The organism is Selenomonas sp. ND2010 (genome assembly GCF_000702005.1).
In the GTDB taxonomy this organism is placed as follows: domain Bacteria; phylum Bacillota; class Negativicutes; order Selenomonadales; family Selenomonadaceae; genus Selenomonas_A.
Map to the genome: position 1 here is coordinate 71348 of NZ_JNKI01000009.1, position 23539 is coordinate 94886.

General features: G+C 48.6%; 23 protein-coding genes. 22 read left to right on the forward strand and 1 reads right to left on the reverse strand.

Features of this window, described 5'->3' with window-relative positions:
• Positions 1-66 precede the first annotated feature (66 nt).
• The 15 genes from T504_RS0104700 (at position 67) to T504_RS0104770 (ending at position 16136) form a co-directional block, all read left to right on the forward strand.
• A complete protein-coding gene (locus tag T504_RS0104700; RefSeq protein ID WP_033169907.1) occupies positions 67-2685 on the forward strand; it encodes a TIGR03960 family B12-binding radical SAM protein in 2619 nt (872 codons plus the stop codon).
• Between the two features lie 36 nt (positions 2686-2721).
• Complete coding sequence (locus T504_RS0104705; protein WP_033169908.1) at positions 2722-4164, forward strand: Rne/Rng family ribonuclease; 1443 nt, start codon at positions 2722-2724, stop codon at positions 4162-4164.
• Between the two features lie 191 nt (positions 4165-4355).
• On the forward strand, positions 4356-5561 hold the full coding sequence (locus T504_RS0104710) for a dicarboxylate/amino acid:cation symporter (RefSeq protein ID WP_033169909.1): 1206 nt from the start codon (positions 4356-4358) through the stop codon (positions 5559-5561).
• Between the two features lie 187 nt (positions 5562-5748).
• On the forward strand, positions 5749-6468 hold the full coding sequence (rpsB, locus tag T504_RS0104715; RefSeq protein ID WP_033169910.1) for a 30S ribosomal protein S2: 720 nt from the start codon (positions 5749-5751) through the stop codon (positions 6466-6468).
• Positions 6469-6570: 102 nt separating this feature from the next.
• Positions 6571-7437, forward strand: coding sequence for a translation elongation factor Ts (gene tsf, locus T504_RS0104720; RefSeq protein ID WP_033169911.1), 867 nt, complete (start codon positions 6571-6573; stop codon positions 7435-7437).
• Between the two features lie 209 nt (positions 7438-7646).
• Positions 7647-8396 (forward strand): UMP kinase, encoded by a 750-nt coding sequence (pyrH, locus tag T504_RS0104725; protein ID WP_051635209.1) that lies wholly within the window; start codon positions 7647-7649, stop codon positions 8394-8396.
• A complete protein-coding gene (gene frr / locus T504_RS0104730; RefSeq protein WP_033169913.1) occupies positions 8396-8953 on the forward strand; it encodes a ribosome recycling factor in 558 nt (185 codons plus the stop codon). The genes pyrH and frr overlap by 1 nt, the downstream gene beginning before the upstream one ends.
• A 1-nt stretch (position 8954) precedes the next feature.
• Entirely contained in the window at positions 8955-9173 is a 219-nt protein-coding gene (locus T504_RS0104735) for a PASTA domain-containing protein (protein WP_033169914.1), read from the forward strand.
• 1 nt (position 9174) lies between these two features.
• Positions 9175-9345 carry a DUF362 domain-containing protein gene (locus T504_RS0104740; protein ID WP_033169915.1) on the forward strand — a complete coding sequence of 57 codons (171 nt, stop codon included), beginning with the start codon at positions 9175-9177 and terminating at the stop codon, positions 9343-9345.
• 117 nt (positions 9346-9462) lie between these two features.
• Entirely contained in the window at positions 9463-10281 is an 819-nt protein-coding gene (locus tag T504_RS0104745; RefSeq protein WP_072022705.1) for an isoprenyl transferase, read from the forward strand.
• Between the two features lie 14 nt (positions 10282-10295).
• Positions 10296-11123 (forward strand): phosphatidate cytidylyltransferase, encoded by an 828-nt coding sequence (locus T504_RS0104750; RefSeq protein ID WP_033169916.1) that lies wholly within the window; start codon positions 10296-10298, stop codon positions 11121-11123.
• Between the two features lie 22 nt (positions 11124-11145).
• Positions 11146-12294, forward strand: coding sequence for a 1-deoxy-D-xylulose-5-phosphate reductoisomerase (locus T504_RS0104755; protein WP_033169917.1), 1149 nt, complete (start codon positions 11146-11148; stop codon positions 12292-12294).
• 15 nt (positions 12295-12309) lie between these two features.
• Complete coding sequence (gene rseP / locus T504_RS0104760; protein WP_033169918.1) at positions 12310-13347, forward strand: RIP metalloprotease RseP; 1038 nt, start codon at positions 12310-12312, stop codon at positions 13345-13347.
• Between the two features lie 3 nt (positions 13348-13350).
• The gene (ispG, locus tag T504_RS0104765) at positions 13351-14424 is read left to right on the forward strand and encodes a flavodoxin-dependent (E)-4-hydroxy-3-methylbut-2-enyl-diphosphate synthase (protein ID WP_033169919.1); all 1074 of its coding nucleotides are present in this window, start codon (positions 13351-13353) and stop codon (positions 14422-14424) included.
• On the forward strand, positions 14421-16136 hold the full coding sequence (locus T504_RS0104770; protein ID WP_033169920.1) for a proline--tRNA ligase: 1716 nt from the start codon (positions 14421-14423) through the stop codon (positions 16134-16136). The genes ispG and T504_RS0104770 overlap by 4 nt, the downstream gene beginning before the upstream one ends.
• Before the next feature lie 61 nt (positions 16137-16197).
• Here the strand turns inward: T504_RS0104770 and T504_RS0104775 are convergent, their stop codons facing one another.
• The gene (locus tag T504_RS0104775; protein ID WP_033169921.1) at positions 16198-16401 is read right to left on the reverse strand and encodes a DUF1858 domain-containing protein; all 204 of its coding nucleotides are present in this window, start codon (positions 16399-16401) and stop codon (positions 16198-16200) included.
• A 195-nt stretch (positions 16402-16596) separates the two neighbouring features.
• On the opposite strand from T504_RS0104775, the gene T504_RS0104780 reads away from it, so the two are divergent.
• The 7 genes from T504_RS0104780 to mraY all read left to right on the forward strand — a co-directional run bounded on the left by T504_RS0104780 (position 16597) and on the right by mraY (position 23499).
• Complete coding sequence (locus T504_RS0104780) at positions 16597-17430, forward strand: polysaccharide deacetylase family protein (protein WP_033169922.1); 834 nt, start codon at positions 16597-16599, stop codon at positions 17428-17430.
• Between the two features lie 229 nt (positions 17431-17659).
• Positions 17660-18097: a division/cell wall cluster transcriptional repressor MraZ gene (gene mraZ, locus T504_RS0104785; protein WP_033169923.1), complete on the forward strand. Its 438-nt coding sequence runs from the start codon at positions 17660-17662 to the stop codon at positions 18095-18097.
• 42 nt (positions 18098-18139) lie between these two features.
• Positions 18140-19102, forward strand: a complete 963-nt coding sequence (gene rsmH, locus T504_RS0104790) for a 16S rRNA (cytosine(1402)-N(4))-methyltransferase RsmH (RefSeq protein WP_033169924.1) — start codon at positions 18140-18142, stop codon at positions 19100-19102.
• Entirely contained in the window at positions 19102-19476 is a 375-nt protein-coding gene (locus tag T504_RS0104795) for a cell division protein FtsL (RefSeq protein WP_033169925.1), read from the forward strand. Before rsmH ends, T504_RS0104795 begins: the two co-directional genes overlap by 1 nt.
• 169 nt (positions 19477-19645) lie before the next feature.
• Positions 19646-21142: a UDP-N-acetylmuramoyl-L-alanyl-D-glutamate--2,6-diaminopimelate ligase gene (locus T504_RS0104800; RefSeq protein WP_033169926.1), complete on the forward strand. Its 1497-nt coding sequence runs from the start codon at positions 19646-19648 to the stop codon at positions 21140-21142.
• Entirely contained in the window at positions 21142-22515 is a 1374-nt protein-coding gene (murF, locus tag T504_RS0104805) for a UDP-N-acetylmuramoyl-tripeptide--D-alanyl-D-alanine ligase (protein ID WP_033169927.1), read from the forward strand. The genes T504_RS0104800 and murF overlap by 1 nt, the downstream gene beginning before the upstream one ends.
• Before the next feature lie 30 nt (positions 22516-22545).
• Entirely contained in the window at positions 22546-23499 is a 954-nt protein-coding gene (mraY, locus tag T504_RS0104810; RefSeq protein WP_033169928.1) for a phospho-N-acetylmuramoyl-pentapeptide-transferase, read from the forward strand.
• Positions 23500-23539 lie beyond the last annotated feature (40 nt).

Sequence of the window (23539 nt, forward strand, 5' to 3'; positions counted from 1 at the left end):
TATGGGGAGGGCTATTTCTATCTGTACAGAACTTGATTCGGAATGAAATGATGGAGGAATGAACAAATGATACGACTGGACCACGAAGTGCTTCAGAACGTCTTGAAGCCGTCCCGCTATACTGGCGGTGAGTGGAATGCCGTGAAAAAAGATTGGGATACTGTAGATTGTACCTTTGCTTTGTCCTTGCCGGATGTCTATGAAGTAGGAATGAGCAATTTGGGCTTGGCTATCCTTTATGATGCGCTGAATCGCCAGGAAAATGTTGCGGCGGAACGTGTTTATGCTCCTTGGACGGATATGGAAAAGGAAATGCGTGAGCGGAAAATACCGCTGTTTTCGCTGGAAACGCATACGGAACTTTCGGCCTTTGATCTATGGGGCTTTTCGCTGCAGTATGAGATGATTTATTCCAACGTTCTGAACATGTTGGACTTGGCTGGTATTCCGCTTTGGGCAAAAGACCGTGATGATACGATGCCGTTTATCATTGGTGGCGGTCCTTGTGTTTACAACGTGGAACCTATTGCGGATTTCTTTGACTTCTTCATTGTAGGCGAAGCCGAGGAAGCTGTAGTTGAAGTCGCCCAGGCGATGGCGGCGTGGAAAAAAGGCGGCCGTCAGGGCGGACGCCGCGGCTTCTTGAAACGGCTGCTAACCTTGGAGGGAATCTACGTACCGTCGTTTTATGAACCGCAGTATGATGCTGCCGGCAATTATCTGAGTTTAAAGGCTTTGGATGAAAAAGCAAAACCGCTTATTTTTAAACGCGTCTGCCGTGATATGGATGAAATTCCTTCCGTGGAAAATCCAATCGTTCCGTTCATGGATATCGTTCATAACCGCATCATGCTCGAATTGTTCCGGGGCTGTTCGCGAGGCTGCCGCTTCTGTCAGGCTGGTATCTGCTATCGACCGGCTCGTGAGCGCACGGAGAAAAAACTCAAGGCTATGGCACGAAGCTTGGTGGATAAATCTGGATACGATGAAATGAGTCTTACCTCCTTGTCGTCAGCCGATTATTCCTGCCTGGGGAATTTGGTCAATGATTTGATGGACGAGTTCAAGAATGAAAAGGTAAGTTTCTCCTTACCTTCGTTGCGTATAGACAGTTTTTCCATCGAATTAGCACATAAAATGCAACAGGTGAGAAAATCTGGTTTGACCTTTGCCCCGGAAGCTGGTACCCAGCGTCTCCGTGATGTCATCAATAAGGGCGTTACCGAAGAAAATCTTATGAATGCCTGTGGTTCGGCGTTCCGTCAAGGGTGGAAACAGGTCAAACTGTATTTTATGATGGGCCTGCCGACGGAAACGGATGAAGATATCATCGGCATTGCCAAGTTAGCGAAAAAAGTCGTGGATCTATACACGGAAATCAAAGGGCGCCGTGGCGTTAAGGTAACGATTTCGGTTGCTTGTTTTGTGCCGAAACCGTATACACCGTTCCAGTGGTTTGGGCAGCTGCCGATTGCCGAATTCGAACGCCGCCAGCGTTTGTTGAAGGAAAATATTACCGACCGTGCGATTACCTTTAATTATCACGATGCACGTCTCTCGGTCATCGAGGGTGTTTTTGCCCGTGGCGACCGCCGGCTGGGAAATGTTTTGTATCAGGCTTGGCAGGATGGTGCGAAATTTGATGGGTGGTCCGACCTTTATCAGCACGATACCTGGCTCAAGGCTTTTGAAACGTGCGGCGTTGATATGAAGGCTTACAACGAGCGCCAGCGTGATTTCAATGAGCCGCTTCCTTGGGATATCACATCTCCAGGCGTAAATAAAGAGTTCTTGCTTCGCGAGTGGAAAAAAGCCATGGAAGGAGCCCTGACGGAAGATTGTCGGCGCGACAAATGCAGTGCTTGCGGAATTTGTCCGAACCTTGGGGTTCATGTCATTGATTATGCCAAGGAAAACCCGACAGTCGCGGAGCAAATCGCCAAGGTTTCTGCTCCGAAAAATCCCGAAAGAGATCCGAAGGGGCCAGGGAAACCGCGTACGCTGTATAAATATCGTGCCGAAATTACCAAGGGAGAGGAACTTCGCTATGTATCCCATCTGGATTATGCGAATCTGTTCTTGCGAGCTTTTGACCGGGCAAAGCTGCCGATGGCCTACTCCGAAGGGTTCAATCCGCATATGAAAGTCGCATTTGCCTCGGCGCTATCCTTAGGCGTTACCAGCGATGCGGAGTATATGGATTTTGAACTTGTAAAGCCAGTTTGTCAGCCGGAAGTTTTCGATCGTGTGAATGCGCAGCTGCCACCAGGAGCAAAGATCAAAGAGCTGCGTGAAGTTAGGGGCAAGCAGCCGGCATTGATGGCGCAGGCAGATGAAGCGCGATATACGCTTTTCGTTCCTTATGACGGAGACGAGGCGGTGGCCAAGCAAGCGGTGAAGGCCTATAATGATGCGTCAGAGGTTATCTTCCATCGGGTTACGCCAAAGAAAAAACGAGAAATCGAAACGAAGCAGTACATGAAGCAGCCCGTAACGGCGGAACTGACAGCGGATGGCTTAAAATTGGTTATGGATATTGTCATTACTCAGTCGGGCAGTGTTAAGCCGGTGGAAGTACTGCGGGCAATCGCCGAGCAGTTTGAGCTGCCAGTAGATGCTGGACAGGCTTTGATCACCCGCAACGGGCTTTTCGGGCATGGCAAGCGTCTGATTGAACTGGTATAATAGCTATTAGAATTAAGATAGGGAAGGGGGGAGCTTATGAAATCCATATTGGTAACCAGTACGCCCGAAGAAAATCGTGTGGCGATGATAGAGGATGGTGTGCTTGAGACCATAGAGATGGAGCGCTCATCCCACTCACATCTGGTGGGCAATATCTACAAGGGACAGATACAAAACGTCCTGCCGGGAATGCAGGCAGCTTTTGTCGATATTGGAACGGACAAAAACGCGTTCCTCTATATTGGCGATGGTATGCCTCAGGATATGGTAAAGGCTTTGCCAAAAGCGCAGCATATCCATATTGGCCAGCGTCTGCCGGTGCAAATCATAAAAGATGCGATTGGTACGAAGGGACCGAGGGCTACTACCCATATCTCCTTGCCGGGACGCAATGTGGTTTTGATGCCTACTGCCGCCTATATCGGCATGTCCAGACGGATTGAAGATGAGGACGAACGGAATCGTCTTCACGAGATTGCCAGTCGGATATGCCCAGAGGAAATGGGGCTTATTATCCGGACGGCAGCTGCCGGACAGAGCGAAGAGACGCTCAAGGCTGATGTGGATTACCTGGTAAAGCTCTGGCAGTCCATCATGGCGCGCTTCAAGCTCAAGAGCAAGGGGACAAATCTCTTGTTCCGCGATGCCGATCTCATTATCCGAATGGTCCGGGATTCGCTGACTGACGAAATCGATGAGATGGTCATCGATAATCATGAGGTTTGGCAGCGGGTTAGGGAACTGGTGCAGTTCCTATCGCCACAGTTGGTGGATCGTGTGAAATTCTATGAGGGTCGCGAGCCGTTATTCCGCAAATACGGGATTGAAGAAGAATTGGAAAAGCTAGGTGCCCGGCAGGTCGACTTAAAATCCGGCGGGTTCCTCGTCATCGATAAGACCGAGGCTTTGACCGTCATTGATGTCAATACGGGAAAATATGTTGGCAAATCAAATCTTGGCGATACCGTGTATCAGACCAATCTGGAGGCGGCCAAGGAAATCCTGCGCCAGATACGTCTGCGTGATATCGGCGGGATAATTGTCGTCGATTTCATCGATATGGAAAAGGAGGAACAGAAGGAACACCTTTTGACCTTCATGCGGGAAAATGTTAAACACGACCGCACCAAGACGAATATCGTAGACATTACCAGTTTGGGGTTGGTGGAAATCACCCGTAAAAAATCCCGTCAGAATCTCGACAGTATTATCTACAGTGAGTGTCCAGTCTGTCATGGACGCGGACGGGTAGAATCTCCAGAAACCGTCAGCATTCGCATCGCTACAGCGATACGCCGGATGGAACATTCATCCCATGCCAGTGAAGGCTATGAGATAGAGGTCCATGAAACGGTAGCTGAGGAGCTGCGGCAGAACCAGCTCATGATGAATTTGGCTGCTGAATTTGGTACGGATATCAAAGTGACGGTGAAGCCGGGAATGCATCCGGAGAATTATTCTATTTTGCAGCAAAACTAATGGGTGGATAGGGAATAAAGCGTCTTCATGAGGACAAATGTCTGTCATGAGGGCGCTTTATTTATGTATACAGTACACATTGCGGAGTCTTGTATACAGATTGTAGACATGTCTGAAAATTTAAAGTATAATATGTGTAAACGAGGGATACCGTAATTATTATCTATATTTATCCAAAAGGAGTGATTGTTGTGAACCTCTCAATCAAGATCTTTATTGCACTCATTCTCTCGGTGGTTGTTGGGCTTATCGCTGGTGAACCGGCTCTGCCGTTCATCAACTGGTGGATTGCCCCGATTGGCACCATATTCATCAATCTCATCAAGATGATGATCGTACCAGTAGTATTTTTCTCCCTCGTAGTTGGTATGACAAGTCTTGGCGATACGAAGAAACTGGGCCGTATTGGTTTAAAAACCATCGTTTTGTATCTCTTTACCACGGCAATTGCTATCGTTATCGGCTTTGGCATTGCTGGCCTTATCCATCCGGGTGTTGGGTTGCAGATCGCTAGTGATGCAGCGGTGAAAGTAAAAGAAGCACCTTCCATCATGCAGGTATTTGTAGCAATGGTTCCGGCTAATCCGATTGAAGCCATGGCTAAGGCACAGATTTTACCGGTCATCATTTTTTCGTTATTTGTAGGTGTCGGCATCCTTCAGGTAGGTGGCGAGCGGGCGGAACTGCTGGTCAAATTCTTTGATGCTGCTGCGGAAGTATCCTATAAAATTATCGGCATTGTCATGAGCTTTGCACCCTATGGCGTATTTGCACTCCTGCTGCCGGTCGTTGCTAAGAACGGTCCGAAAGTGCTGCTGCCGCTGATGTCGGTTATTGCCTGCGTTGCGGTTGGCTGTGCGATCCATGCGGTGGCCGTTTATTCGACGCTGGCAAAACTGTGGGGCGGGCATACGCCGATGCAGTTCTTCCGCGGCATGAGTGAGCAGATGCTCATCGCTTTCACGACTTGCTCGAGTGCAGCTTCCCTGCCGGTCAACATGAAGAACTGTCAGGAGAAACTCGGCGTATCCCGTGAGGTTTCCTCCTTCGTTCTGCCGCTTGGTGCGACGATCAACATGGATGGCACGGCACTTTACATGGGCGTTTGCACGTTGTTTATCGCCAATGTATTTGGCGTCGATTTGACCATGGGACAGATGATGATGGTCATCCTGACCGGTACGCTGGCATCGATCGGTACAGCAGGTGTACCGGGCGCGGGCCTTATTATGTTGGCTATGGTACTCCAGGCTGTCGGGCTTCCGATTGAGGGCCTCGCACTGGTAGCTGGTATCGACCGTGTCCTCGATATGTTCCGTACCTGCTTGAATATCACCGGTGATGGTGCTGTGACCATTGTGATGGATCAGGAAGAGAAAAAACATGCGGCAGCCTAAAGGCTGAATCTTAACGAAAAAATTTACCGGGAAATTGCAATTTATGGATTGCGTTTCCCGGTATTTCTATGCTATAATACTTGACGGTGTAATAAAAAGCATGAGTATCCGATATCTGCCCTGTGCCCTGGTATGGGGTGGTGCAGAAGATGAGGAGCTCAGAAGAAAAAACAGGAGGTGCACCAACATGGCAGTTATTTCCATGAAACAGTTACTTGAAGCAGGTGTCCACTTCGGACATCAGACCCGCCGTTGGAACCCGAAGATGGCTAAGTACATCTTCACGGAGCGCAATGGTATCTACATCATCGATCTGCAGAAGACCGTCAAGAAAGTTGACGAGGCTTATGCATTCCTTCGCAGCGTTGCTGAAGAAGGCAAGAACATTCTCTTCGTTGGTACGAAGAAACAGGCACAGGAAGCTATCAAAGAAGAAGCTCTGCGTGCTAACATGTTCTACATCAACGAGCGTTGGCTCGGTGGTATGATGACGAACTTCCAGACGATCCAGAAGCGCGTTGCTCGCCTGAAAGAGCTCGAGGCTATGGAAGCTGATGGCACGTTCGAAGTCCTCACGAAGAAAGAGGTTCAGGGGCTCCGTCATGAGATGGAGAAACTCGAGAAGTACCTCGGCGGTATCAAAGAAATGAACAAGCTTCCGGGCGCACTGTTCATTGTTGATCCGCGCAAAGAGCGCATTGCTGTTGCTGAGGCACGTAAACTCAACATTCCTATCGTTGCTATTGTTGACACGAACTGCGATCCGGATGAGATCGATTATGTCATCCCAGGCAACGACGATGCTATCCGTGCCGTCAAACTGCTGACGGGCCGTATGGCTGATGCTGTCCTCGAAGGCCGTCAGGGCCAGGATGGCGAAGCAGCTGATACGAAAGCTGCTGAGTAATAGTACTCACACATGAAGTCATGACGGGGTAAGGGAATAATTATCCCTTACCCCGTTATTTATTATGAAAATCTAAAAACGATTTTTAGGAGGAAGAAGTAAATGGCAATTACTGCTGCACTGGTAAAAGAGCTGCGCGAAAAAACGGGCGCAGGCATGATGGACTGCAAAAAAGCACTTACGGCTGTCGATGGCGATATGGAAAAGGCAATCGACTTCCTGCGTGAGAAGGGCATTGCTAAGGCTGAGAAAAAAGCTGGCCGTGTTGCTGCTGAGGGTGCAGTTGCTGCTTACGTTAGTGACGATGCAAAAGTTGGTGTCGTTGTTGAGATTAACTGTGAGACCGACTTCGCTGCTGGCAATGACCAGTTCAAAGAGCTGACGGCTAAAATCGCTAAGCATATTGCGGACACGAAACCGGCTGATCTCGATGCTCTGAACGACAGCGTTATCGATGGCAAAAAAGTTTCCGAACTCATTACGGAAGCTACGGCTACGATCGGTGAGAAAATCTCCCTGCGCCGTTTTGCTTGCTATGAGTCTGCTGGCCGCGTTGCTACCTACATCCACATGGGCGGCAAAATCGGTGTCCTCGTTGACATGACGGCTGGTGATGAAGCTCTGGGCAAGGACGTTGCTATGCAGATTGCTGCTGCTGCTCCGACGGCTATTGATCGTGCTGGCGTTGATGCTGCTGATCTCGAGCATGAGAAGGAAGTTCTTCGCAAGCAGGCTGAGGAAGAGGGTAAACCGGCTAACATTATCGAGCGCATGGTAGAAGGCCGTATCAACAAATTCTACAAGGAAGTTTGCCTCAACGAGCAGATCTTTGTTAAGGATTCCGAAAAGACGGTTGCTGACGTTCTCGGCGATGTCAAGGTTACGGCATTCACGCGCTTCCAGCTCGGCGAAGGTATCGAGAAGAAAGAAGAAAACTTCGCTGCTGAAGTTGCTGCCCAGATGAAATAAGATTTTCCTACGGGAAGTATACGCTAGCGGATCTGAAATGACAGAACGCAGGCAGCCAAAAGGTCCGTTGACTCATTTTGAGTTAACGGACCTTTTTTACGCATATTTTACGAACTTACCAAGGAAACGAGGAAATAGCGTAGAAACGTTGTTTCGCGTTGCGTTTTAAGGTATAATATACTAAGTATGAGTTTGAATCGGGTACAGTGATGCCTGGATGGAGGGTAATAGTTTTGGAAACAGCAAAGTATAAACGTGTAGTCCTTAAACTTAGCGGTGAGTCGCTGGCTGGTGACCAGGGATTTGGTATTAACCCAGCCGTTGTCGAGGATATTGCTGCTCAGATTAAAAAAGTCCGTGAGCATGGCGTTGATGTTGCCGTTGTTGTTGGCGGTGGCAATATCTGGCGTGGACTTTCGGGGTCGGCAAAGGGCATGGAGCGGGCTACTGCGGACTACATGGGCATGATGGCTACGGTTATGAATGCGTTGGCTCTTCAGGACGCACTGGAAAAGCTCGATGTGGATACTCGCGTACAGACGGCTATCGAAATGCGCCAGGTTGCTGAACCTTACATCCGCCGCAAGGCCATTCGTCATATGGAAAAAGGTCGTGTCGTCATCTTTGGTGCTGGTACGGGCAATCCTTATTTCTCGACGGATACGACGGCAGCACTTCGCGCCGCTGAGACGGAAGCCGATGTTATTCTCATGGCCAAGAAGGGAACGGATGGCATCTATGATTCGGACCCGAATAAAAATCCGGATGCTAAGAAGTTCGATACGCTGACGTATATTGAAATCCTCAACAAGGGCTTGCAGGTCATGGATACTACGGCAACGAGCCTTTGCATGGACAACAAGATTCCCTTGGTGGTATTCAATATCGATGATCACAAAAACATCGTCAAGGCTGCTCTCGGTGAAGAGATTGGTACGACGGTAGGAGGTAAAGAATAATGATTAAAGACATCCTTGCTTCCCATGAGGAACGCATGCAAAAATCCATTGAGGCACTGAAGCGTGAGTTCGCATCTCTGCGTGCCGGACGTGCTACGCCGGCTCTGCTGGACAAGGTGATGGTTGATTACTATGGTTCGCCGACACCGGTTAACCAGATTGCCAAAGTTGCCGTTCCAGAACCGCGCATGATTTTGATTCAGCCCTATGAGAAGACCATGCTTCATGAGATTGAAGTTGCCATCATGAAATCGGATCTTGGACTTTCTCCGAACTCAGATGGTACGGCAATTCGCCTGGCTATTCCGGCACTGACGCAGGAGCGTCGCCAGGAAATCGTAAAACAGGTCAATAAGAAGGCGGAAGAGGCAAAGGTGGCAATCCGCAACGTTCGCCGTGATGGCAATGATGCGGTAAAGAAATTGGAAAAGGCTAAGGAGATCACGGAGGACGAGTCCAAACGCGGTCAGGAAAGCGTTCAGAAACTGGTAGATAAGTATATCAAGCTGGTTGACACGACGAAAGAAGCCAAAGAGAAAGAAGTCATGGAAGTCTGATATGGCTCATGATTTAGTCGGCCGTCCCTGGGAGGAAGCAAAGATTATGCTGGAATCGGCAGGGATTGGATTTCAGACGGAAATATCGCGCCCTTCGCGTGATTTTTTCAAGACAGATAAGAACTGTCTTTATGTCGTTCGCGAGCGTAGCATCGCCGACGACACTCTGCTGATTACGCTTGTTGCAAAGCAGAAGAAACTCGAGAAGGAGGTGTTCTGACATGGCTTATAAAATCAATAATGACTGCATTTCCTGCGGTTCCTGTGCTGCTACTTGCCCGGTTGAGGCAATCAGCGAAGGTGCTGAGCATTATGAGATTGATGCAGACAAATGCGTAGAGTGCGGCGCTTGCGCTGCTGGCTGCCCGGTATCCGCTATCGAGGCTCCCTGACGCATGAGGGAATCTTAAGATTCCTTTGGGAACAGGCCCCTCTTACGGCTTGACGGAAGAGGGGCTTGTTCTTGTATTATTGAAGCATACAATATCCTGTAAACGAGGGATTTCGATATGATTAAGAAGATTTTAGGCAGCATTGGCAAATCGATGGTGTCGGGTGGGAATTTTGAGATTCCGGAACATGATTCGCCACTTTTCGCCAAAATTGATTGGGAGAAACTGCCGCGGCATGTAGCAATCATTATGGATGGCAATGGGCGTTGGGCGAAGGGCCAGGGAATGATCCGCACGGCTGGACATACTGCTGGCGTCAAGACGCTTAAGAATATTTTAAAGACTGCAATTGGTTTAAAACTTGATGCGCTTACGGTTTATGCGTTTTCAACGGAGAACTGGAAGCGTCCGCATGCAGAAGTGGATTTCCTGATGAACCTTTTTTCCGAATATCTAAAAAAAGAAGTGCAAGAGATGCATGAGGACAATGTGCAAATTCACTTCATTGGGCGAATTGATGGCTTGCCGGAATCGTTGCAAAACCAGATTCATGATGCCGAAGAACTTATGAAGGATAATACTGGAGTTAAGTTCAATGTGGCGGCAAACTATGGGGGACAGGATGAATTGATTCGTGCCGTGCAACAAGTGGCTGGACGGGTACATGCTGGGGAAATGTCGGTGTCGGACATTGATTCTGCCGTCATTGAGGATGCCTTGGACACGAAAGGGAATCTGCCGGTTGATTTGGTGATTCGTACAAGTGGCGATCAGCGTCTGTCAAATTTCTTGCTCTGGCAGTCAGCTTATGCGGAATTTTGGTTTACGGACACGAACTGGCCGGATTTTACGCCAGAGTGTTTTGTCGATGCAATGATAGATTATGCCGGCCGTGATCGCCGCTTTGGCGGACTCACGAAGGACGAAAAAAAATAATAGGGGCGTTTTCATTGATTACAAGAATTATTACAGGGATTATCGGTATTGCCTTGGCTGCCTGGGTGATCCAGACTGGCGGTATGTTGTTTGCTGGTTTTGCCTTGGTGCTGGCGCTACTGGCTTGGTTTGAGTATGTGCGAGCCTTTTCGGAGCGTGGCATGGGGTTGACCTTTGTTACGGGATTGGCTGGCATTGCGCTGCTATGGTATGCAGGCCAAGTGGGTAATGCAGAATGGATGATCGCTTTCAGCACGCTTATCGTATTGGTAATCCTGTTGGAGACGGTACTTTTCCATAGCACGACAAGCATTATGGATGCGGTGACATCGATTGCTGGAGTTCTTTATTTTGGCTTTCCGTTTGCCTATATGGCAATGTTGCGAGACATGCAGCCAGAAGTGATGCTTTCCACGTCACTAGGGGACTTACCGTTTGGCGCCGCTTTGATTTGGATTATGTTTATCGGTACTTGGGCAAGTGATACGTTCGCGTATTTTACGGGTTCGGCTTTTGGCCGGCATAAACTTTGCCCCAGTATAAGTCCCAATAAGACCGTAGAGGGCTTCTTGGGGTCGGTGGTGGGAACGACAGCATCGGTCGCAGGTCTGGGTGTTTTCTTTTCGCTGCCGGTTAAAGAGCTGGCCTTGCTGGGCTTGGCAATATCCATTCTGGCAACGCTGGGGGATTTGGTTGAGTCGGTGGCAAAGCGTTATACTGGTATCAAAGATTCGGGAAATATTATTCCGGGTCATGGTGGCATTTGGGATCGTTTTGACAGTGTCCTGTTTACAGCACCCTTGGTGTATTATTTTGTGAAATTCGTCGGATTGACGATGTAAAAGGAAGTAAGGTGAGGCGGCGATGAAAAACATAGCGGTATTGGGCTCGACAGGGTCAATCGGAACGCAGACTTTAGCGGTAGTACGCAGTCATCCGGAACTCTTTCATATTTCGGTGTTGGCAGCCAATGCCAGTGATGAACTTTTGGAACAGCAGATTCGCGAGTTTGAACCGGAATTGGCAGTCCTTTCGGATGAGGCTGCTTATAACCGACTGAAAAGCCGGTATAGTGGCCCCACAAAACTTGCGGGAGGGCGCCAGGCTTTTATTGATGCAGCAGCGGTGAGTGATGTCGATACCGTGGTCACTTCCATGATGGGCTTCGCTGGATTGGAGCCTACCATGAAGGCTTTGGAGGCCAAAAAAGACATTGCGTTGGCGAATAAGGAAACCTTGGTGGTCGCTGGTGAGCTCGTTACGCAGCGTGCCAAGGAACAGGGCGTATCGATTTTACCAGTCGATAGTGAGCATTGTGCTTTTTTTCAGTGTCTGCAGGGAGAAAAGCTGGCCAGCATTGAAAAGCTCCTGTTGACTTGTTCGGGAGGCCCTTTCCGTGGAAAGAAACGTGACGAGTTAAAAGATGCGACGGTAGAGCAGGTATTGGCCCATCCCACTTGGAACATGGGGAAAAAGATTACTGTGGATTCGGCGTCACTGGTCAATAAGGGACTGGAAGTTATCGAAGCCAAATGGCTTTATGGCGTTCGCTATGATCAGATTCAGGTTGTGGTTCATCCACAGAGCATTGTTCATTCCATGGTGCAGTTCCATGATGGTGCTGTTATTGCACAATTGGGGTCTACGGATATGAAACTGCCCATTCAGTATGCGCTTACCTATCCGGATCGTACGGACTCAGAGTTTGAGCGATTGGACTTCTGGAACATGAAGAACTTGACCTTTGATAAGCCAGATACAGATACATTCAAAGGACTCAAATTTGCCTATGAAGCTGGTGAGATGGGAGGCAGTATGCCTTGCATATTCAATGCGGCCAATGAGATTGCTGTGGGAGCGTTCTTGAAGGGAGGCATCAAGTTCCTTGATATTTATGACATCATCGAGCAGACGATGCTAAAACGTGAATGTATCATGGAACCGACGCTGGAAGAATTGTTTGAGGAGGATCGCTGGGCCCGCGACTTTGCGGCGTCCCTGCTGACAAAATAACAGGCAGGTGTTTTTATGGTTTTGACGATAGCAGCGGCTATTTTTGTTTTTGGTCTTTTGGTGCTGGTCCATGAATTGGGACATTTTATCACCGCAAAACTCACGGGAATGCGCGTGGATGAATTTGCCATTGGCTTTGGACCCAAGCTTATAAGTCATCGGTGGGGCGAAACCGTTTATTCGATTCGTGCTATACCGCTAGGCGGGTTTAATGACATTGCCGGTATGGACCCTGGTGATAATGATGCTGGTGAGCGCGGTTATTGTGCCAAACCGGTCCTTTCCCGGATGGTAGTCATTCTAGCAGGTTCAATCATGAATTTTATCCTGCCAGTAATCTTGTTCTTTGGAATCTTTTTCTTTGCTGGTGTCAGCACGCCTAATCCGGATCCCATACTTGGTACCGTTATGGAAGGAAAACCAGCAGCTGAAGCAGGTCTTCGAAATGGCGACCGTGTTATCAGTCTGGATGGGGTCGAGACGAAAACGTGGACCGATTTTGTCAATGGGGTGAAAGACAATTCAGGAGAGCCGATTACGGTTGTGGTTCAACGAGGCGATGAGACGATTCGTACGGTCATGACGCCGGTTTATGACAACCAGGCGAAAAAAGCAGTAGTTGGCGTAATGAGTTCGGTAAAGACGCATCATCCGGGGATCTTTGAAGCAGCTCAGCTGGCTGTAAATAAGACGGTGGCGATTATTCTGATGATGCTTGATGCCCTTTATAAGATTATCCTGGAACTTTCCGGCGCAGAGCTTGCTGGGCCAATTGGGGTAGCTCAGATGGCTGGTGAAGTCGCGCAGATGGGATTTGTTCCGCTGCTGAATTTTGCTGCTTTTTTGAGTCTCAATCTTGGTATCGTAAATTTATTCCCGATTCCGGCGCTCGATGGCGGTCATTTTGCCGGCCTTGTCGTCGAGGCAGTGCGGGGAAAACCAATGAGTCCCAAGGCGCTCGAATACACGCAGAAGATTGGCATCTTCCTGTTGATTCTGCTCATGGTGTTAGCGACGAAGAACGACATCGTACGCGTCTTTACAGGAGGCTAAAAAATGATAAAACGAAAAAAGACCCGTCAGATTCATATTGGCCCGGTAGCCATTGGCGGGGGGGCACCGATTTCGGTGCAATCTATGTGCAATACGAAGACTACCGATACAGAGGCAACGGTTGCGCAGATTAAAGCACTGCAGGCTGCCGGTTGTGATATTGTTCGGCTGGCAGTTCCAGATATGGAAGCGGCTAAGAACCTGGGAAATATTATTGCCCAGGTCGATGTGCCACTGGTAGCCGATATCCATTTTGATTACAAACTGGCATTGGAGGCCATCAATCAGGGCATTTCGGCTTTGCGCCTGAATCCAGGCAACATTGGCGGAGAAGAGAAGGTAAAAGCCGTGGTGCAGGCGGCTAAGGCAAAGCAAATTCCTATTCGCATTGGCGTTAACGCGGGGTCTCTGGATAAGAAAATCCTGGCTAAGTATGGTGCCATTACACCAGAAGCCCTGGTAGAATCCGCGATGCAGCATATCCGCATCCTTGAGGAGCTGGATTTTCACGATATGAAAATATCCCTCAAGGCGCATGATGTTCCACTTACCCTTGCGGCATACCGTTTGATGAGTGAGACGGTTGATTATCCGTTGCATCTTGGTATTACGGAAGCAGGAACCGTCAATACGGGCATCATCAAGTCGGCGGTAGGAATTGGTGCGTTGTTGGCCGAAGGCATCGGAGATACTTTCCGGATTTCGTTGACAGGCGATCCAGTGGTCGAGGTGAAGGTCGCTAACGAGATTTTGAAATCCCTTGGGCTAAAAGAATACGGCCCCACCTTGGTAGCCTGCCCGACTTGCGGGCGGACCAGCATCGATTTGCCGGCTATTGCAGCTCAGGTGGAAAAGAAGTTGGAAACGATTAAGGACCCGATTGATGTAGCCGTTATGGGATGCGTAGTCAATGGTCCTGGAGAAGCCCGTGGGGCTGACGTGGGGATTGCCGGAGGCAATGGAGAAGGTTTGATTTTCCGTAAGGGGGAAATCATTCGCAAAGTACCAGAGGAAATACTGGTCGAGGAACTGTTCAAGGAAATCGATGCAATATTGGAGGAACGTAAACAAAAATGAGAGCAAGTAATTTATATGCACCAACACTTCGCAATACACCAGCCGAGGCTGAAATCGTCAGTCATCAGTTGATGTACCGTGCGGGAATGATCCGCAAGGTTGCCGGCGGTATGTACACTTTCCTGCCACTGGGGTGGCGGGTTATCCGCAAGATAGAGGAAATTATCCGCGAGGAGATGGATGAAGCTGGCGGTCAGGAAGTGGCTATGCCGATTTTGCAGCCTTCGGAGCTTTGGGAAGAAAGTGGTCGCTGGGCAGCGTATGGCGATGAGATGATGCGCATCAAAGACCGTCATGGCCGTAATTTCTGTCTCGGACCGACGCACGAGGAAATGATTACCGACCTCGTCCGTGACGAGGTGAGCAGTTATAAACAGCTGCCGCTTCTGCTCTATCAGATTCAGGATAAATTCCGCGATGAACGCCGTCCGCGTTTTGGACTGATGCGCAGCCGCGAATTTATCATGAAGGATTTGTATTCCTTTGATAAGGACGTAGAGGGCATGAATGTGTCATATCAGAAGATGTATGATGCCTATACGAATATTTATAACCGCATGGGGCTCAAATTCCGTCCGGTTGAAGCGGATAACGGTGCCATCGGTGGCGGTCACTCGCATGAATTTACGGTATTGGCTGAGGCTGGTGAGTCCAACATTGCCTATTGCACGAAATGTGACTATGCAGCCAGTGATGAAAAGGCCGAATTGGCTCCGATTGAAGCAGAGGCTGAGGAGGCGCTGGAACTTGAAAAAGTTGAGACGCCGGCAGCTGCTACGATTGAGCGTGTCGCAGAGTATCTGAATGTTCCGGTGGAGAAAACCATCAAAGCCGTAGCCTATCAGACGGACACGGATCAGCTTGTTTTGGCATTCGTTCGTGGGGATCATGAAGTCAACGAGGTCAAGGTAATCAATCAGGTGGAAGGTGCGCTGGAACTCCGCATGGCGGAAGATGAAGCCATTAAGGCTGTAGGTGGCTGTCCTGGATTCATGAGCCCGATTGGCATCAAAGAAGGTACGCTGATTTTGGTAGATCCCACGGTTATGAACATGCACAATGCAGTGGCTGGAGCTAATGAAGTGGATTACCATTATAAAAATGTTAATCCGAAGCGGGATTTTAACCAGCAGAGCATTGTCATTACGGATTTGCGCATGGTCAAAGAAGGGGATTTGTGTCCGCGCTGTGGTGCTCCCATGACCATGACTCGTGGCATCGAAGCTGGTCAGGTGTTTACGCTGGGAACGAAGTATTCGCAGGCAATGGGAGCAACGTTCCTCGATGAGCAGGGAAAATCCCAGCCGCTTTACATGGGGTGTTATGGTATTGGCGTCGGTCGTACGATGGCTGCGGCAATTGAGCAGAATAACGATGAACAGGGAATCATCTGGCCGAGAGCAATTGCCCCCTTTGAGGTGGTTGTCGTTGCTGTCAATGCGAAAAAAGAGGATCAGTTGGCTTATGCCGAGGAAATTTATGCGGAATGCCGTAAAGCTGGCATGGATACGCTGCTCGATGATCGCAAAGAGCGCGCTGGCGTCAAATTCAAAGACTGCGATTTGATCGGTTATCCGGTTCGTGTCGTCGTCGGTCCGAAAGCTTTGGAAGAAGGCTTGATTGAAGTCAAGGTCCGCAAGACGGGAGAGGTCTTTACCTTTAGCCGTGAGGAGTACCTGGCAAAAGTTCAAGAACTTTTACAGACGCTTTGAGTTTAATATGGGCATAAAAAAAAGCTCCATCGTTTGATGGAGCTTTTTTTGTTATCGTGGATTACTCAGCGGAGCCTACTGCTTCGTTGAGGCCTTCGATCAGAGTGTCGACATCAATGCCGTGAGCCATAGCACCCTGCTCGATATTTTCAAAATGAGCGGCAGCGCAGCCAAGGCAGCCCATGCCGGCGTTGACGAATACATCAACCGTGTCCGGATACTTCTGAACGACTTCGAGAATGCTCATGTCTTTAGTAATTGCCATAATATATAACCTCCTATATATAGCCTAGTAAAAACCCATTAAGGATGGGAAATTTCCATTACCCGAATTATAGCACAGAAGGGTTCTTAGATACAAGGAATAATGAACCACATTCATCAAAAAAAGAAACGGGACTGGAATTTTCTTCGGAATCGGGGTAAAATGAATAGGATTGTGAAAGTGAGGAATCGAAAGATGTCGTTAAAATATAGAAGAAAAGTTGCTGGAAAATGGTGGTTGCGGGCTGTGGCGATCTTATTGCTATTACTAGTTCCCGTGTTGATATCTGGGCAGAAGCCGATGACGGCAACTATGGTGGCAGATAGTGAGACTGGCACCAAGGTGATGGTGCTTAATTATCATAAAATCGACAACACGTTTATCTCATTGGCTGTTCGCCCGGATGACTTTGAGGATCAGATGCGTTACCTTCGGGATAATGGCTATCATACGATTTCTCCGGATGAGCTGTATGACAGCATTGCGGGAAATGGTGAACTTCCAGACAATCCCGTGCTGATCACCTTTGACGATGGCTATGAAGATAATTATACCAATGCATATCCTATTTTGAAAAAATACGGGTTCAAGGCAACGATTTTTGTTATTACAAGTTTTCTGGGAAAGGATAAGAACTATCTGACCTGGGATCAGGCGAGGGAAATGGATGCCCATGGCATTAGCATTGAATCACATACCGTTGACCACAAATCGATGACAGATCTTACGGATGAGCAGCTACGGATGGAATTGGTGGATTCGAAGAAAAAAGCCGAAAAGGAGCTGGGTCATTCGGTAGATTATATGGCGTATCCGACGGGAACTTATAATCTACACATTGCTGAGATGGTGAAAGAGGCAGGGTATAAAGCGGCATTTACCATCAAGTATGGCAATGTGGATAAAGCCAGCAATATCTATGCGTTAGAGCGGGTGCCGATTTTCCACACGGAAGATACGCGCAAGGATTTTTTGGAGAGAATTCGTTATACTCCGATATTTGAACGCTTTGGCTGGACGAAAAATTAATAGGGATTGGCACAGAGCTGCCGGATTCGCGAAAAACCTGTGAGTAAACAAGGAAAAAGTGGTTACTCACAGGTTTTTTTGCATAATTGTGGAAAAAAATGTGGAAAAATAATGGGGACAGCTAACTAGGGCTTGCAAAAGCAGCCGATTTTTGATATAAAAGAGAGGAGTAAAAGTGGTGAATTGTGGGGGAAAGTGGTTTAAAAAGCCAGAAAGGTGGTGAGGCAGAATGTTTATGGGGGAATATGTACATTCCATCGATGCCAAAGGACGTATCATTCTGCCCGCTGATTTCCGTCAGGAACTTGGCGTTACCTTTGTGATCACCCGTGGCCTTGATAATTGCTTATTCTTATATGGACAGCAGGCTTGGGAAGAGTGGGCGGCAAAACTTCGTGCACTGCCAATGGCGAAGCCGGCTGCTCGTGCCCTCAATCGATTCTTCTTTGCTGGTGCCAGAACCTTGGAATGTGATAAGCAGGGCCGTTTTCTGGTTCCGGCTAATCTTCGTTCCCATGCAGGGATTGCCTTGAAACAGGATGTAGTGCTTACAGGTGTCGATAACCGCATCGAAGTATGGAGCCAGGAGCAATGGGAGAAATATAATAAAGAAGTGGAGCCGGATGTGACGGCAATTGCCGATTCCCTTTCAGAATTGGGAATATAACCCACTTTTTGAAGCAAAAAACATGAGTCAGGAGCAGGAAACATGGAGTTTCATCATATCAGTGTAATGCTGGAAGAGACAGTAAGGGGTCTCGTGACAAATAAAAAGGGAACCTATGTGGATTGTACCCTGGGTGGAGCTGGTCATTCCCATCGGATTACCGAAATGTTGGAGCCGGAAGGCCGGCTCATTGGCATTGACCAGGATGAAGAGGCAATCGCAGCGGCAACGGAACGTTTGAAGGATGCAGCCTGTCGGGTGGATATTGTTCATAGCAACTTCCGCAACCTGGAGTCGATTCTCGAGGAAGAGAATGCTCCTCTGGTGGATGGCGTGGTCTTCGATCTTGGCGTTTCGTCACATCAGATTGATACGGCAGAACGTGGTTTTTCGTATATGCAGGATGCGCCGCTCGATATGCGGATGGACTCAGAGGCGGATTTTTCCGCCTACGATGTGGTCAATACCTATAGTGAGAAAGACCTTGACCGTATTTTCCATGATTATGGCGAGGAACGCTGGGGACGCCGCATCGCGCAGTTTATCGTCAAAGAACGGATGATAAAACCGATTGAGACGACTGGCGAGTTGGTGGATATCATCTGCAAGGCTGTGCCCAAAGCGGTTCGTCAAGCAGCCAACGGTCATCCAGCTAAGCGTATTTTCCAGGCAATTCGCATTGAAGTCAACGACGAATTGGGTATATTGGAGAATGCTTTTCGCACGGCGGTCCGACATTTAAAACCAGGTGGTCGTATTGCCATCATTACCTTCCATTCCTTGGAAGACCGCATTGCCAAGATGACGCTGAAGGAAATGGCCCGTGGCTGTATTTGCCCACCAGAGCTTCCGGTTTGTATGTGTAACCATAAGCCGGAAATTCGCATGATTGGCAAACCAATACAGGCAACGAGTGAAGAATTGGCCAACAATTCCCGCTCTAAGAGCGCCAAGCTAAGAATCGCAGAGAAATTACCGCAACAAGAGGAAGGAGGGGATTGCTGATGCTCGCAAGACAGGAAGAAGAACATGTGGAAGAAATTCTTTCGGTGGAGGAAGAAAACAGACGGTTAAGACAAGCACCGAAAGAGCCGCTTTTTAAGACGGTTTTGGATACGAGTACCCGATCCCACTGCCAGATCCTTTTTTTGACAATGGCAGTTTTGGCGATGCTGGTTACAGTCGGCAGTGGAGTAAGTGCAAGCCGTGGGTATGCACTGGTGGCTGTGCAGCAGAAGGCGGATGCGTTGGAACAGGAGAATGAGCGCCTGAAGATTGATATCGCAAAACTCAAATCGCCGGAACGCATTAAGAATATTGCAAAAGATCAGCTGGGGATGGAAGTTCCCAAGCATACGTATTTCAGTCAGGAAAAGTAAATACATGGCCGCATAACAGGCGGCTGGCAAGAAAAGAGGCTGTCATGCAACGTGAACAGCTTCTTTCGCATTTATACAGAAATAAAAAATACTACTATTTTTTTTCCAGACGGTTTATAATAGTGTACGGTCCGCAATTATGAATGGCGGAATCTGAGGAGGAAAATCGATGAAAACTATCAATCAGCTGGCAGAACTCGTTAAGGGCGCTGAAGTTATTGGCAATAAAGAAACGGTTATTACGGGGATTGAACATGATTCCCGCAAGGTGGAAAAGGGAACACTTTTCGTTTGCATTCCCGGTATCCATGTAGATGGACATAAATTCATTCCCCAGGCAGTTGCTGCTGGAGCTGCGGCCATCCTTACGACACGGGCCGAGGTAGAAGTGCCAGAAGGGATAGCCGTGCTTTTAGTTAAGGACCTTACGGCTGCACTGGATGCGATGGTACCGTTTTTCCACGATTATCCAGCTCGCAGCATGCGTGTGATCGGCATAACGGGCACCAACGGCAAGACGACAACCAGCTATATCACCAGAGCTATTTTGCGTGAAGCTGGATATAAGGTAGGGCTCATTGGAACCATACAGATTATGATGGAGGATGAAGTATTCCCCATCCACAATACGACGCCGGATGTAGTGGAACTTCAGCATACGTTGGCCATCATGCGTGACAAGGGCATGGACTATGTCGTTATGGAAGTGTCTTCCCATGCATTGGATCAAAACCGGGTGGCGGGGATTGAATTTGATACGGCGGTATTTACAAATCTTACCCAGGATCATCTGGATTATCACAAAACGTTGGAAAACTATATGTTGGCAAAGGCCAAATTATTCGAGTTGGTATCCCGAGAGGGAGTTAAGCAGGGAAAGACAGCAGTTGTCAATATCGATGATGAAGCCGGCAAGACGATGCTGGAGCATGCCTCTTGCCGTCATTTGACCTATGCGATCAATAGCGAGGCGGATTTGCGGGCTACGGATGTCGATGTCTTGGCAAGTGGCGCCAATTTTACGCTGAATCATGAGTCGTTTGGTCAAATGGCCCTCAAGCTGCATATCACGGGTATTTTTAATGTCTACAATGTCATGTCGGCTGTAGGAGCTGCTTTAGCCGAAAATATCAAACCGGAAGTCATTGCAAAAGTTTTGCAGGGATTTACTAGTGTACCAGGACGTTTTGAATTGGTAAAGGCTGGCCAGGATTTCTCGATTATTGTTGATTATGCCCACACGCCGGATGGTGTGGAAAATGTGCTGCGTACGGCTCGGGAAATTGCCAAGAAGAAAATCATTGCCGTCTTTGGCTGCGGTGGCGATCGTGATCGAACCAAGCGCCCGATTATGGGACGGCTGGCAGCGCAGCTGGCAGACGTGGTCATTGCTACTTCGGATAATCCTCGCTCAGAAGATCCAGAGTTTATCCTCAGCGAAGTAGAAGCCGGGGTGAAAGAAGCAATTGGCAGCAAGCATCATGAAAAGATTACGGACCGCCGTGAGGCAATTTTCCGGGCGGTGGAACTTGCAGAGACAGACGATATCGTCATCATCTTGGGCAAGGGGCACGAAAACTATCAGATTTTGAAGGATGAAACCATTCACTTCGACGACAAGGAAGTAGCGAAAGAAGCAGTCGCTGCCCGCAAGGAGGAGAACTGATGCCAGCATTTAATCTTGAAGAAGTACGGGCGATTACCAATGCTACCGTATATGCCAAAAAGAAAGAAACCTTCGGGGACTTGGTTAGTGATACCCGCAAGATTTCAGAAGGGGTCCTTTTCCTGGCTTTCAAAGGAGAGCGATTTAATGGAGAGGATTTTGCGGCTGAGGCTCTGCAAAAAGGTGCGGCTGGTGTGATGGTAAGCCGCACCTGTGCGCCGGAGATTTTGGCGGCGTGCAAGGGGACGGTTTTACAGGTTGAGGATACGTTGGCCGCTTATCAGCAGCTGGCTCATAATTGGCGTATGCGTTTTTCAAGCCTTCCTGTGATTGCCATCACAGGTTCCAATGGAAAGACGACAACCAAGGACCTTACGGCAGCGGTCCTTTCCGCTCGCGGTTCCGTGTTGAAAACTCAGGCAAACTTTAACAATGAAATTGGTTTGCCGATGACGCTGCTGGGAATTCGGGAGGAGCATACGGCGGCTGTGGTGGAAATCGGAATGAGAGGATTCCATCAGATTGAGGCTATGGCGCCCATTGCAGAACCGCAGATTGGCATTGTGACTAATGTTGGGGAGACCCATATGGAGCTTTTGGGATCTTTGGAGAATATCGCCAAGGCAAAGGCTGAGCTGGTAGAAGCGATTCCTGCTGGGGGGACGGTTATCCTCAATGCGGATAATAAATATGTTGCCGGTATGCGGGATAAAGCCCAACCCGGGGTTCGTGTCCTGACCTTTGGTCTTGAACAGGATGCCGATGTGCGTGGCGATTCGATTGAGACAGAAGGGCAGACGACGAGATTTGCGGTAACCTATCAAAAGGAACGCCATGAATATACTATTGCGATGGTGGGACGTCATAATGTCTATAATGCGTTGGCGGCTATTGCCGCAGGATTTGCGCTGGGGCTCACAGCGGCAGAAATCAGTCAGGGATTGCAGAATCTTGAAGCGACGAAAATGCGTTTTGAGTGCAAGAAAGTTAAATCCTGGAATGTGGTAAATGATGCCTACAATGCCAGCCCCATGTCGATGACGGCGGCCATCAATACGCTTTCGGAATTGACGAAAGGGCGTAAGATTGCGGTAATGGGCGATATGTTGGAATTGGGCAGTGTGTCGGTGGAAGCACATCGTCATGTGGGGAAGGAATTGGCAGAGCATCATTTTGCTGCCGTCATCACCCGCGGTGAGATGGGAAATCACATTGCCGATGGGGCAGAAGAAGGCGGAGTTGAGATCGTATGCCGCTGCGATTCTCATGAAGAAGCGGCAGCACGCCTTCATGAGATTTTGCAGCCAGAAGATACGATTTTGTTCAAAGGCTCCCGCGGAATGCAGATGGAAAAAATAATTGACCTGCTTTAAGAAAAATGAAATAGAAAGAGGAATCACAAAGTGGAAACGAGTTTACTCATTGCGGCAGTGGTAGCTGCCGGTTTTGTATTGGTGACGGGACCTTTTTTTATCCCGGAACTTCATAAATTGAAATTTGGCCAGAGCATTCGTGAGGAAGGCCCGAAAAGCCATCAAGCAAAAAGTGGTACGCCGACTATGGGCGGAATCATGATTATCCTGGGCATTACGATTGGTACGGCTGTAGCAGCGCCGCTTTCTACGGAAATCCTGCTGGCACTTTTCATTACTTTGGGGCATTTCGTACTTGGATTCCTCGATGATTATATCAAGGTGGTAAAAAAACGCAATTTAGGGCTCAAGGCTAAGCAAAAGATGCTGGGGCAGATTGTTATTGCGGTGGTTACGATGATTATCGGCACTCGTATGCTCGGAATTGATACGAGTGTGTGGCTTCCGATTGCGAATACTTCCATCAACATTGGGGCAGGGTACTACTTCCTGTTGCTCTTCGTTATGGTTGGGACGTCGAACGCTGTCAATCTTACCGATGGACTCGATGGCTTGGCTTCTGGTACGATGGCTATCGCGGCTAGTGTTTATGCGGTTATCTGTTTGAACATGGGACATACGGATCTGGCAATTTTCTGCGCAGCTGTCGTAGCAGCTTGCTTGGCGTTTTTGCGGTTCAATGCACATCCGGCAAAGGTGTTCATGGGCGATACGGGATCGCTGGCATTAGGTGGCGCTTTGGCTGCTGTCGGCATTCTTACGCATACGGAAGTTTTGCTGGCTGTTGTCGGTTTGATTTTTGTTTGTGAGGCACTTTCGGTAATCATCCAGGTTATCTCCTTCAAGTCTACGGGCAAGCGTGTATTCCGCATGAGTCCGATTCATCATCACTTCGAACTGGGCGGATGGTCTGAGTGGAAAGTGGTATTCGTATTTTGGGCGGTAGGGCTCTTAGCAGGTATTGCTGGCCTTTGCATGCTATAATTTTTCATTCGAGTTCATAAGAATTCATTGAGGGGGATTT

Excerpts from the sequence above, each read along its gene's own strand:
- T504_RS0104755 (WP_033169917.1), top strand. The coding sequence starts at position 11,146 with ATGAAAAACATAGCGGTATTGGGCTCGACAGGGTCAATCGGAACGCAG.
- T504_RS0104780 (WP_033169922.1), top strand. The coding sequence starts at position 16,597 with ATGTCGTTAAAATATAGAAGAAAAGTTGCTGGAAAATGGTGGTTGCGG.
- T504_RS0104700 (WP_033169907.1), top strand. The coding sequence starts at position 67 with ATGATACGACTGGACCACGAAGTGCTTCAGAACGTCTTGAAGCCGTCC.
- T504_RS0104705 (WP_033169908.1), top strand. The coding sequence starts at position 2,722 with ATGAAATCCATATTGGTAACCAGTACGCCCGAAGAAAATCGTGTGGCG.
- ispG (WP_033169919.1), top strand. The coding sequence starts at position 13,351 with ATGATAAAACGAAAAAAGACCCGTCAGATTCATATTGGCCCGGTAGCC.
- rseP (WP_033169918.1), top strand. The coding sequence starts at position 12,310 with ATGGTTTTGACGATAGCAGCGGCTATTTTTGTTTTTGGTCTTTTGGTG.
- rsmH (WP_033169924.1), top strand. The coding sequence starts at position 18,140 with ATGGAGTTTCATCATATCAGTGTAATGCTGGAAGAGACAGTAAGGGGT.
- rpsB (WP_033169910.1), top strand. The coding sequence starts at position 5,749 with ATGGCAGTTATTTCCATGAAACAGTTACTTGAAGCAGGTGTCCACTTC.
- mraZ (WP_033169923.1), top strand. The coding sequence starts at position 17,660 with ATGTTTATGGGGGAATATGTACATTCCATCGATGCCAAAGGACGTATC.
- T504_RS0104775 (WP_033169921.1), bottom strand. The coding sequence starts at position 16,401 with ATGGCAATTACTAAAGACATGAGCATTCTCGAAGTCGTTCAGAAGTAT.
- T504_RS0104745 (WP_072022705.1), top strand. The coding sequence starts at position 9,463 with ATGATTAAGAAGATTTTAGGCAGCATTGGCAAATCGATGGTGTCGGGT.
- T504_RS0104770 (WP_033169920.1), top strand. The coding sequence starts at position 14,421 with ATGAGAGCAAGTAATTTATATGCACCAACACTTCGCAATACACCAGCC.
- frr (WP_033169913.1), top strand. The coding sequence starts at position 8,396 with ATGATTAAAGACATCCTTGCTTCCCATGAGGAACGCATGCAAAAATCC.
- T504_RS0104795 (WP_033169925.1), top strand. The coding sequence starts at position 19,102 with ATGCTCGCAAGACAGGAAGAAGAACATGTGGAAGAAATTCTTTCGGTG.
- T504_RS0104735 (WP_033169914.1), top strand. The coding sequence starts at position 8,955 with ATGGCTCATGATTTAGTCGGCCGTCCCTGGGAGGAAGCAAAGATTATG.
- pyrH (WP_051635209.1), top strand. The coding sequence starts at position 7,647 with ATGCCTGGATGGAGGGTAATAGTTTTGGAAACAGCAAAGTATAAACGT.
- tsf (WP_033169911.1), top strand. The coding sequence starts at position 6,571 with ATGGCAATTACTGCTGCACTGGTAAAAGAGCTGCGCGAAAAAACGGGC.
- T504_RS0104800 (WP_033169926.1), top strand. The coding sequence starts at position 19,646 with ATGAAAACTATCAATCAGCTGGCAGAACTCGTTAAGGGCGCTGAAGTT.
- T504_RS0104740 (WP_033169915.1), top strand. The coding sequence starts at position 9,175 with ATGGCTTATAAAATCAATAATGACTGCATTTCCTGCGGTTCCTGTGCT.
- murF (WP_033169927.1), top strand. The coding sequence starts at position 21,142 with ATGCCAGCATTTAATCTTGAAGAAGTACGGGCGATTACCAATGCTACC.